Source organism: Kitasatospora sp. NBC_00374, assembly GCF_041434935.1.
Lineage (GTDB): Bacteria > Actinomycetota > Actinomycetes > Streptomycetales > Streptomycetaceae > Kitasatospora.
The window spans coordinates 19,340-31,216 of sequence record NZ_CP107965.1; the positions used below are offsets into that span (position 1 = coordinate 19,340).

Sequence of the window (11,877 nt, forward strand, 5' to 3'; positions counted from 1 at the left end):
ACGGCGGCCGGGTGGCCGCGGTGCACCAGCTTCCCACGCAGGGCCGGGTGACGGTCGGGAAACCGGGCCGGGGACCGGCCGTCTCCCGCCGTCCCCGGCGGCCGGGCGCGGGCGGGCGGTAGCGTGGGGTCGGCAGTCCGCACGACGTGGCCACCGGGCCTCCTGCAGGCCCGGCCCGCAGCCGCCGGGGCGCCGAGTCGCCGGGGCGCCGAGTCGCCGGGGACGCTGGGTGCGGAGCCGCGGCCCGACTGTCACTCGATCGGGTGAACCGTGCGGGGGTTGCGCCTGCTCGCGCCCGGCCGGGACACCATGGCGTCGACGCCGAAGCGGATTGGGAGGAACCCGGTGAGCAGCACCGACCTGACGGCGTGGCCGGCACTGTTCGAGCCGGCTGACCCGCCCAGGCTGGGGCAGGTCCTCTTCTACCGGCCGAACGTGCTGGCGGCGGTGCCGGACGATCCACCCGAGGGCGCTGAGTACCTCCCGCGGCGCCAGGTGTCGGTGGTCCGCCAGCAGGGTGCCCGGGTCACCGGCCAGATGGTCCCGTTCTGGTCGATGTCGGTGGACGCGGCGCTGCCGGTGCTGACCCGTGCGCGGCTGGAGGGGTCGGGGGACGAGTCGTGCCGGTTCTGGGGTGCGGCGTCGTTGTTCGCGTTGGAGTTGATCTCGCGCGGCCGCATTGACATCGGGGTGACGGAGTCGGGCTTCGATACCTGGCGGTGTTCGCCCGGGACGGACGAAGAGCGTTCCCGGTTCGTCGAGTTGGCAGAGGCGATGCCGCCGACGGCCCACGCGCTCGATGTCCGGGAGCTGCACATCGGGCGGCCCGCGATGCCCGACCCGCGCTTCCTCCTGCAGGCGTACCTGGACGCCGTCGCGGACGGCATGGCCCGCACCCCCGACGCACCGCAGCGCACCGGATCGCCGGTCTTCACCGCGCTGCCCCTTCAGCACGTCCCGCAGCTCGCCCTGCACGCCGCGCCCGCTGCGGTTCCGCTGGCACGGATCTCGCTGCTCGTGGAGATCGACGAGGACGGGCCGTCCGGGGTCCGTGCCGTCCTGCAGGTCCGCCGTACCGGCCCGGACAAAGCGCTGCTGGGGGCTGCCCAGCTGTGGGGCGAGGACGCGGACCCGGGCCTCGACCATGTCCGGCTCCACGCCACGGTCGCCCTGCACGCGGCCGCCGAGGTCTGGCCTCCGCTGAAGGAGTTCCTCGACCATCCTGGCCTGGACGGCCTGGACCTGTTCGCTGAGGAGATCGACGATCTGCTCGGGGAGCCCGCAACCGCGCTGGCCGCCGCCGGCTGCGACGTCCTGTTGCCGCGCGATGTGGTGAAGGCGCTCACCGCGACCGCGGTGCTGTCCACCAGGAGCCCGGTCTCGGCGATGCCGGGGGGCCTGCTCGGGCAGGATCAGCTGCTGGATTTCCAGTGGCGGGTGGCGCTGGGCGGACGGGCCCTGACCGCCTCCGAGATGAACCGGCTCGCCGAGGCCCAGCGGCCGTTCATCCGGCTGCGGGACCGGTGGGTGCGGGTGGACGCGGCGCTGGCGGCCAAGCTCCGTCGGCGGCGCGGCGCGGGCCTGACCGGTATCGAGGGGCTGGCGGCCGCGATCACCGGCACGGTGGACGGCCCCGACGGCGAGGTGGTCGGCCTGGCCCCGGTAGGCGGCTGGCTCGCTCGCCTGCGGGAGGTCCTCACCCAGGCTCGGGACGGGAAGGCGGACATCCCTGCCTCGCTGAACGCGACCTTGCGCCCATACCAGGAAGTCGGCCTGGCCTGGCTGCAGCAGCTGACCGGTGCGGAGCTGGGGGCTGTGCTCGCCGACGACATGGGCCTCGGCAAGACCCTGCAGCTGATCGCCCTGCACCTGTCCCGGCAGGAGCACCCGGACACCGCCGGTCCGGCACTGATCGTCTGCCCGGCCACCCTGCTCGGCTCGTGGACCGCGGAGCTCGGCCGCTTCGCACCCCACATCCCGGTGCACCGCGTCCACGGATCCGCCCAGCTTCCGGAACGCCTTCCCGAGGACGCGGTGGTCCTGACCACCTACACCACCCTGCACCGACGACTGGACACGCTCAGCTCCCGGCGGTGGGCCCTGCAGGTCCTCGACGAGGCCCAGCTCGCGAAGAACCCCCACACCCAGGTCTCGAAGGCCGTGCGGGCGGTCGACGCGCAGGCCCGCGTCGCCCTGACCGGGACCCCGGTGGAGAACAAGCTCGCCGACCTCAAGTCCATCTTCGACTACGCGGTCCCCGGCCTGCTCGGCACCGACGCCAGCTTCCGCGCCCGCTACGCCCGGCCGATCGAGTCCGAAGGCGACGAGGTCGCGGCCGCCCGGCTCCGGGCCCTGACCGGGCCGTTCGTTCTGCGCCGCCTCAAGAGCGACCCGGAGATCGCACCGGACCTGCCGCCCAAAATCGAACAGGACCGGCCGGTGGACCTGACGACGGAGCAGGTCGCCCTCTACGAGGCAGTGGTGCGCGAGCACCTGGCGGCGATCGCCGACAGTGAAGGCATCGCGCGGCACGGGCTGGTCTTCAAGCTGCTCACCACGCTCCGGCAGATCTGCCTGCACCCCGCGCTGTACCTGGACGACAAGGACTCCGCAGTCGGCCGCTCCTTCGCCGAGCGGTCCGGGAAGGTCGCGCTCCTCGACGAGCTGCTGGACGTCATCATCCCCGAGGGCCAGGCGGTCCTCGTCTTCACGCAGTACGTGCGCATGGCCGAGCTGCTCGCCGGCCACCTGGCCGCGCGCGGCATCGGCCACGACCTGCTGCACGGGAAGTTGACGGCCAAGGCCCGCACCGCCATGGTCGAGCGGTTCCAGGCCGGCCAGTTCCCGGTATTCCTCCTGTCCCTGCGCGCCGCCGGGACCGGGCTGACCCTCACCCGGGCCGGGCACGTCGTGCAGCTGGACCAGTGGTACAACCCTGCGGTGATGGATCAGGCCGCCGACCGGGCCTACCGGATCGGGCAGACCCAGACCGTCCAGGTCCACCGCCTGGTGGCCACCGGCACCATGGAGGACGCCGTCATGAAGGTGCTCGCCGACAAGCGCCGCCTGGCCGACCTGGTCCTGTCCCGGGGCGAAGCCGGACTCAGCGACCTCACCGACCAGCAACTCGCCGACCTCGTCACCCTGCGCAGGAACTGATGAACCTCTTCCACCCCGCCGCCTACCACCGCACCTACGCCCCGGGCCCCGTGGCCGCCAGCAAGGCGGACGCCGACACCGCCGTCGGCCGGGCATGGCTTGACGCGCTGTGCGCCGACCCGGCCACCCGCACCCGGATCGTCCGAGGCCGCTCCTACGCCCGCAGCACCGAGACGACCGAGCTGTCCGTCAGCATCGGGCAGCACAGCTTCCACTACCGGGCCTCCTGGCAGGGCCAGTTCGGCTCTCTCCGCTGCGTCTTCGACGAGGGTGAGGAGACATGGGAGGAGCGCGGACGGGGCGCGGTCAGCGTCACGGTGGACATCCCGTGCATGCCGCCGGAGCAGTGGCGGGAGATGACCGCCATCGCCCGCGCCTTGCCCCTGAAGTGGGCGCAACTGAGCGGTGCCGCGATCACCGAGCGGCTGCTCACGGAAACCGAGCGGCACGGGCTTTCGCTCCTTCCGTCGCCGCACGAGCTGTATGTCACCTGCGGTTGCTCGGCCCGCAGCAAGGTGTGCAGGCACGCCGCAGCCGCTCTTCTGCAGGCCGCTCAGGTCCTGGACCGGGACCCGCTCGTGCTGCTGCTCCTGCGCGGCCGGGCGGCCATGGACTTCCTGGCCGGCGTCGCCGACCCCGACCACGCCAGCCTGAGGAGGACCTTCCGGGCCGGGGCGCCGGTCGAGCTCCCCCGGGTGAGTGCCGACGGCGCTTTCGCCCGGCGGCATCCCTCTGCGCGCCCTCCGCTTCCGCCTCTGCCGGTGCCGGGCCCGGCGGCCTCGGTGAAGGTGGCCCTCACGCCGCTGCCGGGGGTCGATGTGGACGCACTGACCCTGCTGGCGATTCGGATGGCCAAGCGAGCCGGCGGGGTGCTCGCCGACATCGTCGCCGAGGCCGGCCCTGATCGCCAGCCTGCCATCGGTGCTCCGCGTACCGAGACGTCGTTCGAGGCCGTCGCCGAACAGGCCCAGCGTCGCCTGGGCAGTCAGTCGGCCTTGCCGGGCAGGTGACGGAGCCGGGACCGGTCGGCGGCCCGACGCCGCTCCGGCGCCCCAGCAGGGCTGACCGCGTCCACGGCCGCTATCCGCTGCTCTGCTGCTCCTCACCACGGTCGTGCTCGGGCGGGCGAGCAGGCTCGCCTACCCTTACGCGCTGGAGCACCGCGGTTCGCAGCCGTGCCTCGCACGCCGGCAGGTCCCCGATCAGATCCGACTCCCAGAAGCGCAGCACCGTCCAGCCCTTCTCAGCGAGCGCCCGGTCCTGGCGCGCGTCGTTCGCAAGGTTCCCAATCACCCTCGGATCCTCGCGCGACTCCGGCAGAAGCCCGTGCCAGTAGTCCCCGTCCGCCTGCAGCACCAGGTCCAGCGAAGGCACCGCCGCGTCCACCGTCCAGCGCCCCAGCAGCAGGTGCTGACGCTCCCAGCCGACCTCCGGCGCCAGCTCTGCCAGCACCTCGGCAATCAGCGCGTACAGGATCCGCTCCGGCCGCGTCTCGGAGCGCGTCGTCAGCAGGTCGTGCCGGGCCTTCGCCAGGATCGCGGACATGTCGGGATCGGCGCCCATGATCTTCACCCAGCAGGCGCGTGAGCAGGTCCGCCGCTTGTCCTGCAGCGAGGCGGGCACCGTGAATCGCTGGCTGCAGACCGGGCAGGTCAGCTCCACCCGGTTGCGGTGGCCGATGTGGCGGCAGGTGTTCGAGCAGTAGAAGCCCCTGCCGTCGTCGGCCACCGATGCCTTTACCGAGAACCCTTTGCCGCACACCCGGCAGCTTCGCTCCACCCGCCGCGCCGTGCATGCCTGCGAGCAGAAGGAGCCCCAGCCTCGTTCGGCGACGCTGCGCACCACCCGGAACGTCTTCCCGCAGCCCCGGCAGGGGCGGTAGACGGATCCCTCGGCCAGGGCCTGGCAGTCCACGCTGCAGTAGCGGCCCTTGCCTTGCTCGGCCCGCGACGCTTTCATTTCGAACCCGGTCCCGCACTGCAGGCAGGTCCGGGCCACCCGGTTGCGCTGGGCCAGGCCGGAGCATGTCTTCGAGCAGAACAGCCCGCGCAACGGGCCGCTGTGGTCGTTCGGGTTCTTCGGGAAGAACTCCGTCCCGCACTGCGCGCAGGCCCGAGCCGTACGCGCTGTCGCCGCCCGGTGGCACCCAGCCGAGCAGTACGTTGCAGCTCGGGCCCGCTCTTCTTTGCCCCGCACCCGGAAACTGCCACCGCAGTGGGTGCAAGACCGTGTCACCCACTCGGTGTCCTCGGTCTGCTGGGCACGGAAGCAGTTCATGGAGCAGAATCGGCGGCCGGCCTGAGACGGGGAGACCGAGAATGACCGGCCGCACCGGCCACAGGTGAGCATGAGAGGCACAAGCCTCAGTGTCGCAGCCGCCACCGACAACGCTGCCGGCCCAAGGCCATGCTTCCGGCCTCAGAGCGGCGGTCGGGCCCGCTCTCGTGGAGCTTCACGTTCCGTCATTGATCATTTCGCTGAGGCAGTTGTGACAGGCGGTCTGGCCCTCGATGCTCTGGAACGGATTCCCGCAGTTGGTGCACTCCTCCAAGCCGGTGAGGTTCTCACCGCAGTTGAAGCACAGGTCGACCGGGTTCTCTGGGTCGGCAGCGGTGATCGCTCCACGGACCAGGGCCAGGACATCGCAGAGGGGACACTCACCCACCAGCTCCCAGCCGCTCCAGTCCAGCTCACCGCGGCCGACGATCTCCCGCGCGTAGTTCAGCGCCATGGCGTCCGGCGCGCCCCGGTGGAGGCAGTACCGGCAGCAGGCGTCCTCCTCGTCCCCGGCGACCAGAGCGAGCTGGTCGCACTCAGGACACTGCACGGTGCGGGACTTCACGAGATCGAGCTCGCCGCGGAGACGTGCCATCCGCGCCGTCACGTAGCCGCGGATCTCGTCCAGGCCGCTGCTGACGCGTGACATCTCCATGAGCACGTCCGCGTCTGGCAGGGGGATGCGGTCCAGCAGTTGGGTGTTCAGGAAGTTGATCAGGAACTCCAGTACGAACGTGGCGTTCGCCTCGATCTCGTACCGGTTGACCTTGCCCTTGGGGTCGTGGTGGCGGCCGTAGTGCTGGAGCCGATTGCGCAGGTCGGCCAGCTGCGTGAGCTTGGTCTTCTCCAGGTCACTGATGGCGACGCCGACAATGTCGGTGAGGCGGGTGATCGTCTGGTCCACGGTGCAGGTGGTCAGGCTGCCGTCGTCCAGCTTGCTGCGTTTGGCGTCGCCGGGGCTCTTGAAGACCAGGCTCCAGTGCTCCAGCTCCAACCGGTGCTTGAGCAGGCACTCGGTGGCGGCCTGCAGGTGCACCACGGCGTACTTGAGGCTCCGGCGGCCGACCTTCCCGCCCTGCAGATGGTCGACCACGCTGACGAGGTAGTCGAGACCGTTCTCCACCGGCGGGTAGTGCACCTCGTCGGCCAGGTCCACTCCTCCCCCGGTACTGTCCCCGGCCGACGTCGCGGCTTTCTGGTCGTCCGTCATGGCGGTGCGCTCCCCTCGCTCCGGCGCCCGGTGGTGGCGGATCGTCACGTCCCGGTTTGTCGCATCGGATATGGCAGCCTATTCGACGCAGTAGCACGGTCAGGACGGCAGGTTCGGCGATACCAGCAGGACCGCTTGTCGACCGCCGCGGACGCGGCCTGCACGCGCCGCCCGAGTTCAGCCCTGCACCCACGCTGCTCCAGCAGCTAACCCCGCCCGCCTTGCCCCCGGCTGGCCGAGGAAGACCGCCGAGTAGCGATCGGGCCGTACGCCGTGGCCCCGCCCTGCCGAAGCGGGGCTTCGGTCAGCCTGGCCCGGTGGGCGAGTTCGCCCACCGGGCCAGGTCTTCCGCGCAGGCGTCCGCTCCCCCTAGGCGGGCGGATGCCGGAGAGGCCCAACCGGTAGTGCATCCACCTACTGGTTCTCGGCGGCGCGCTGGTTCGGCAGGGAACGATCGAGCTGGAAGTCGAGCAGCTCCCGGAACAACCCGCTGCCCTCGCTCGCCAGGGCCTCGTACTTCCCCTCCTGAAGAATCCGCCCGCCGCTCATCACCAGGATCCGGTCGGCCAGCCGGGTGTTGGCGAGGTTATGGGTGACCAGGACGGTGATCCGCCCCTTGGCCATGGCGCGGACGGCGTGCAGAATCCGGTGCTCGGCCGCCGGATCGAGGTCGCTGGTCGGCTCGTCCAGCACCAGCAGGCCCGGCGCCTGGCTGCTGCGGTAGACCGACCTGGCCACCGCCGCGCTCTGCCACTCCCCTCCGGAGAGCTGGTGGCCGCCGAGCCACTCCTGGGCGAGCAGAGTCTGCCAGCCCGAACGCAAACGGTCCACGACCCGGTCGAAGGCGGCAGCCCGGGCCGCCTCCTCCACCTTGGCCTGGACATCGCCGGGCTCAGTCCCGGGCTCGGCCAGGTGGATGTTCTCGGCGGCCGGGAGCGGCCAGCGGGCGAACTCCTGCGGGGTGTAGGCGACCCGGCGCCACAGCGCGTCGGCGTCCAGCTCCTGGACCGGCACCCCGTCCCAGCACACCTCGCCCTGCCCGGGCTCCGGGAGCAGCAGTCCGGTGATCAGCCGGGTGAGGGTGGACTTGCCGGAGCCGTTGTGGCCGACGATCGCGACCACCTCGCCCTGGTGCAGGGTCAGGTCGACATCGTGCAGGGCGGTCTTGGCCTCGGTGCCCGGGTAGTTGTAGGTGAGGGAGCGGACCTCGATCGTGGTGGGCGCAGCCGGGACGGTGGTGCCGCGGCGGATCCGCGCCCCGCCCGCCTGGTCGAGGAAGCTGGCCCAGTCGTCCAAGTAGAGGCCGACCCGGTAGAGGCGGGCGCCGGTGCCGACGACACCCTGCAGGCCTGCGGCCGCGGTGCGCAGCGCGAAGGTGGCGGCGATAGCGGCCGCGACGGTGATCCGGCCGGTGGCGACGATCACGAGCAGGGTGCCCCACACGAGGGCGGTGCCCGCTCCGGTGGCGAGCGCGGCCAGGGCGGAGACGCGGGCGGCGGTTCGGGTCGCGGCGTCGGTGGCGGCGGCGATCTTCTGGTCGGCGGCGCGGTACTTGCTGAGCAGCAGCGGGGCGACGGTGCTGGCGCGGACCTGGTCGGCGTGCAGCTTGTCGACGGCCCACCAGCGGTAGATCCGCAGCGCCCGGCGTTCGTCGGTGGTGGCCAGGGCGGCCAGGTAGTGGATCCGGGCGGTGCGCACCGCGGCGATGCCGGCCGGGGCGGAGCCGAGGAGGAGGGCGGGGAAGAGCATCGGGTTGAGGGTGGCCACGATGCTGGCGGCGGCGAGGAAGGAGATGGCGGCTGCGATGACGTCCAGGGCGTCGGCGAGCAGGTCGGGGGCGGTCTGGGCGCCGCGGTCGGCGGCCTCCCAGGCGTCGTTGAAGTCGGGGGTGTTGTAGGCGGCGAGTTCCGCCTGGGTGCCCGCCTCGACGAGGGCGAGTTCGGCGCCGCGTGCGATCCGCGGGGCGATCCGGCCCGAGAGCGCGGCGATGACGACACCGAGCAGGGCCCGGGCGCCGGCGGAGACGGCCAGGACCGTCAGCGCCGGTGCCGTCTCCAGCAGGTGCTCGGTGACGGATCCCTCGCGCATCACCCCGGCCAGCGAGGCGGCGGTGGCGGCGAGCACCACCGCCCCCAGGACGCCGGACACGGCTTGGCAGATCAGCACCGCGGCGGTGGAGCGGCGGTCGGCCTTCCAGGCCAGGCCGAGGGCGCGGCGCACCAGGTGCGGGAGTCGGCGCACCATCGAGCTGGTGGACAGCGAGGTCGCGGCCGCTGCCCGGTTGTCGCCGGGCAGGTCGAAGCGCAGGTTCTCGTTGTGCTCGGGCTGCTGACCGGGTCCGGGTTGGCGTGCGGGCTGGGCCGGGGCGGTGGGCTGGGCCACGGGCGTCTCCTGGAGGTCGGGACGAAGCTGGACAGCCCGAAAGGCCCTCGGACGGGCGGGTCGGTCTGTCGTTCGAGGGCTTGCTCCAGACCCGGCTGCGGGGGCCGGCGGTGAGGTGGGGTTGAATCCTGGCAGCCGCCGCCGACACCTTCCGGCGTGTCGTACGCGCCCTCACTCGATGTGGCCAAATCCGTTCTCACGTCGGCGAGTTGCCGCTGTTTGACGGCGATCTTCGGCCTGAACGCGAGGGCGTGATCCAGGGCGGCGATCGAATGGCATGGCCAGGGCGGGCAACCGCAGGGATCGAGGGCGGAGCGCCGCACCGGATGCTCAAGCCCGCGACGGTGGCCTGCGTCTAGGACCGCTGGTTCGTCGCGTAGTGCTGGGCGCAGCGGTTGGCGCCTTGGGGTGCGTGGTGTCCCGCTGAGGGGACGTTCGGCCTGCGGAATGTCTGAAGGTCACGACATTTGTGTCAAGGACTTGCGACATTCCGGGTGGCGCAGTGCCGGGGCGGCCGGCGGTAGGGATCGTGCGGCACGTGGGTGAACGGGCTGCTTCGCCCACGACCTGGCCCCGGCTTCGGACGTTGACCCGGGCACCCGTGATCACCAGCCGAGGAGTGTTCCATGCGCCGCACTGCTGCGGCGGCCGCCGCCGTCATCCTCATGTCCGCCTTCACCGGCCCTCAGGCCGAGGCCGCCACCCGCTCGGCGAGTGCCTGCACTCACCGTGGAGGCCCCCAGGTCTGCATCCGGGTCGAGGGCGTTGGGGCGCACGTCGACAAGGCCGTGGCGATTTGGACCAACCCGCCCGGCGGCGTGAAGGAACGCACCGCGCACCTCTACCTGGACGGCCGCGAAGTCCACTACCCGCAGAAGGCGACCCGGCACGGCGAATCGTTGAGTGCCGAGTGGGGCTGGTTCGAGTTCGACGGCCGTCTCTGTGTCACCTTCGACGGTGTCTCCGACCGCAAGGCGTGTGAGGACGTGTACGAGTCCGACCACGCCTGAGTGGTCGACCGCTCTCGGAGCTACGTGGAACGGGTACCGGTCGGTCACCCGCCGTGGGCGGTCAGGGGCCCGCTCGAAGTTGCGGTGTCAGTCGGCCGGGTCCGCCCCAGCCGCGGGGTCGGCGAGTGCCTGGGCCGCACGGGTCTTGAGCGCCGCGCGACAGTGGTCGATCGTCCCCTGAACAGCCAGCACGGCACCCGGCGGCACGGATGGCGTCGGTGATCACGCGTGCTGCTGGCCCAGTGCAAGCGCGCGGCGCAGCCGGACGGTGGTGAGTGCGGGGACACGTAGGTGGCAGGGGAAGGTGAGGTCGGATGTGGAGGGGATGCCGATGACGTACAGGCCGGCTGCGAGCGCGGCCGCGGCTCCCGTGGGTGAGTCCTCCAAGGCCAGGGCGCTTCGCGGTTCCACCTGCAGGGCGGTGCAGGCCGCGATGTAGAGGTCGGGTGCTGGCTTTGGTGCCGCGGCCTTGTCACCGCCGATGATCGCCGTGAACGCGGAGAGGTCGAAGAACTTCTCCAGGTAGGCGATGACGGTGGTGGTGGGTGCGTTGGAGGCGACGGCGAGCGGGCGGCGACCGGCGAGGGCCTGGACGAGTTCCACCGCGCCGGGCATCGGGGCCAGTCCGCTGCCCAGGTGCTCCTGCATCAGCTGCAGCACCTCGGCGCCCATGTGCTCGGGTGGCGCGCACGGTGCGAGTAGTTCGGCGAGGCGCTTGCCGATCGGCGCCAGCTCCATGCCGATGAAGCTGGCGCGGTCGGCTTGGTTGAGCTGGACTCCGTAGCGGGCGAACAGAGTCGTGTAGGCGCGGTCCCAGGCGTGCTGGGTGTTGACGAGGAGTCCATCGCAGTCGAGGACGACGGGGGCGTCAAGGGGAATCGTCGATTCGTGGAGTACCGGGTGCTGCATCGTGTTGTCCTCCGGGCCGTAGGTCAAAGGCGTTTCACCCCGGCCGTCAGCAGGTCGGGCCGTACGTCGAGGAGCGCGAAGAGGTGCTCGGCGGCGATCCGCGTGCCGGTGGGCAGCGGGAGCCGTGGCAGGTCTACAGCCAGCACCCAGTGGAACGGGTGCTCGGCCGGTGTTCGTGGGCAGGCGAGGTCGGCTTCGGCGACGTACTGGTGGTCCTCGTGGACGTGCGGTTCGCTGGCGTGCCCGTCAGCGTTGACGGGGATCCGGGGGATCCACCACGGGCTGGCGACCGCGGGGTGCGGGTAGCCAAGGGGCAGCGCGAGGTGCGGCGGGGGGACAAGCCGTGCGTGGAAGCCGGTCTCTTCGGCGGTTTCGCGAAGGGCTGCGTCGGAGGGCATCTCGACCGTGGTCTCGACGTGGCCGCCGGCGATCAGTAGGCCGCCGACCCGGGGGTGTTCGATCAGGCCGAGGTGCAGGGACCCGTCGATCCGGGCGAACAGGTAGACGGAGGAGGTCAGGTGGACGATCGGCGGCACGGTGGGGCTCCTGGAGGTCGGTGGCGCAGGCCGGGGCGTCGCCGGAGGCCTGCCCCTGGCGGAGCCGCGGGATACCGCGTGCGGCTCCGCCAGGGGCAGGACGTCCGCTACGATCCGGCCGCCCGGCGGTGCGTGACGAGGCGGGTCAGACCGTTGATCGTGCTGTGGTCGGGGTCGAAGAGGTCGTCCTCGCTGAGGGTGAGGCGGAAGGTCTCCTGCAGGAAGGCCGTCAGCGCGACCGTGCACAGCGAGTCGACGTAGCCGGTGTCGTAGAGGTCGATGTCGCGGTCGAAGAGGGTGTCGTCGGGGGACACGGCGCCGACGTCCCTGATGAAGGCCTCGATGGCTGTGGCGATCTCCTGAGCGGTGGGTCGGCCGGGCATCTGTTCTCCTG

The 11,877-nt window shown here is 71.7% G+C and carries 9 protein-coding genes; 3 read left to right on the top strand and 6 right to left on the bottom strand.

The genetic code is table 11. The annotated features are described in order from the left end of the window. The first annotated feature begins 345 nt into the window (after window positions 1-345). Together OG871_RS39530 and OG871_RS39535 are read left to right on the top strand one after the other, a co-directional pair. Window positions 346-3,159, top strand: coding sequence for a DEAD/DEAH box helicase (locus OG871_RS39530; RefSeq protein WP_331727161.1), 2,814 nt, complete (start codon window positions 346-348; stop codon window positions 3,157-3,159). Next, window positions 3,159-4,169, top strand: a complete 1,011-nt coding sequence (locus OG871_RS39535; protein WP_331727162.1) for a hypothetical protein — start codon at window positions 3,159-3,161, stop codon at window positions 4,167-4,169. The genes OG871_RS39530 and OG871_RS39535 overlap by 1 nt, the downstream gene beginning before the upstream one ends. A gap of 70 nt (window positions 4,170-4,239) precedes the next feature. Here OG871_RS39535 and OG871_RS39540 read toward each other — a convergent pair whose 3' ends face one another. The 3 genes from OG871_RS39540 to OG871_RS39550 all read right to left on the bottom strand — a co-directional run bounded on the left by OG871_RS39540 (window position 4,240) and on the right by OG871_RS39550 (window position 9,028). Further along, window positions 4,240-5,211 carry an endonuclease domain-containing protein gene (locus OG871_RS39540; protein WP_371503538.1) on the bottom strand — a complete coding sequence of 324 codons (972 nt, stop codon included), beginning with the start codon at window positions 5,209-5,211 and terminating at the stop codon, window positions 4,240-4,242. 400 nt (window positions 5,212-5,611) lie between these two features. Beyond that, a complete protein-coding gene (locus OG871_RS39545) occupies window positions 5,612-6,646 on the bottom strand; it encodes a hypothetical protein (protein WP_371503539.1) in 1,035 nt (344 codons plus the stop codon). Between the two features lie 414 nt (window positions 6,647-7,060). Beyond that, a complete protein-coding gene (locus OG871_RS39550) occupies window positions 7,061-9,028 on the bottom strand; it encodes an ABC transporter ATP-binding protein (RefSeq protein WP_331727165.1) in 1,968 nt (655 codons plus the stop codon). A gap of 626 nt (window positions 9,029-9,654) precedes the next feature. On the opposite strand from OG871_RS39550, the gene OG871_RS39555 reads away from it, so the two are divergent. Next, on the top strand, window positions 9,655-10,038 hold the full coding sequence (locus OG871_RS39555) for a hypothetical protein (RefSeq protein WP_331727166.1): 384 nt from the start codon (window positions 9,655-9,657) through the stop codon (window positions 10,036-10,038). A 222-nt stretch (window positions 10,039-10,260) separates the two neighbouring features. Here OG871_RS39555 and OG871_RS39560 read toward each other — a convergent pair whose 3' ends face one another. The 3 genes from OG871_RS39560 to OG871_RS39570 form a co-directional block, all read right to left on the bottom strand. Then, window positions 10,261-10,947 (bottom strand): HAD family hydrolase, encoded by a 687-nt coding sequence (locus OG871_RS39560; protein WP_371503540.1) that lies wholly within the window; start codon window positions 10,945-10,947, stop codon window positions 10,261-10,263. A 23-nt stretch (window positions 10,948-10,970) separates the two neighbouring features. Further along, on the bottom strand, window positions 10,971-11,483 hold the full coding sequence (locus OG871_RS39565; RefSeq protein ID WP_331727168.1) for an NUDIX domain-containing protein: 513 nt from the start codon (window positions 11,481-11,483) through the stop codon (window positions 10,971-10,973). A gap of 107 nt (window positions 11,484-11,590) precedes the next feature. Beyond that, complete coding sequence (locus OG871_RS39570; RefSeq protein WP_331727169.1) at window positions 11,591-11,866, bottom strand: acyl carrier protein; 276 nt, start codon at window positions 11,864-11,866, stop codon at window positions 11,591-11,593. Between the last annotated feature and the right edge of the window lie 11 nt (window positions 11,867-11,877).

Bases quoted from the DNA above. Each gene is read 5' to 3' on its own strand.
- OG871_RS39535 (WP_331727162.1), top strand. From the start codon at position 3,159: ATGAACCTCTTCCACCCCGCCGCCTACCACCGCACCTACGCCCCGGGC.
- OG871_RS39545 (WP_371503539.1), bottom strand. From the start codon at position 6,646: ATGACGGACGACCAGAAAGCCGCGACGTCGGCCGGGGACAGTACCGGG.
- OG871_RS39555 (WP_331727166.1), top strand. From the start codon at position 9,655: ATGCGCCGCACTGCTGCGGCGGCCGCCGCCGTCATCCTCATGTCCGCC.
- OG871_RS39560 (WP_371503540.1), bottom strand. From the start codon at position 10,947: ATGCAGCACCCGGTACTCCACGAATCGACGATTCCCCTTGACGCCCCC.
- OG871_RS39570 (WP_331727169.1), bottom strand. From the start codon at position 11,866: ATGCCCGGCCGACCCACCGCTCAGGAGATCGCCACAGCCATCGAGGCC.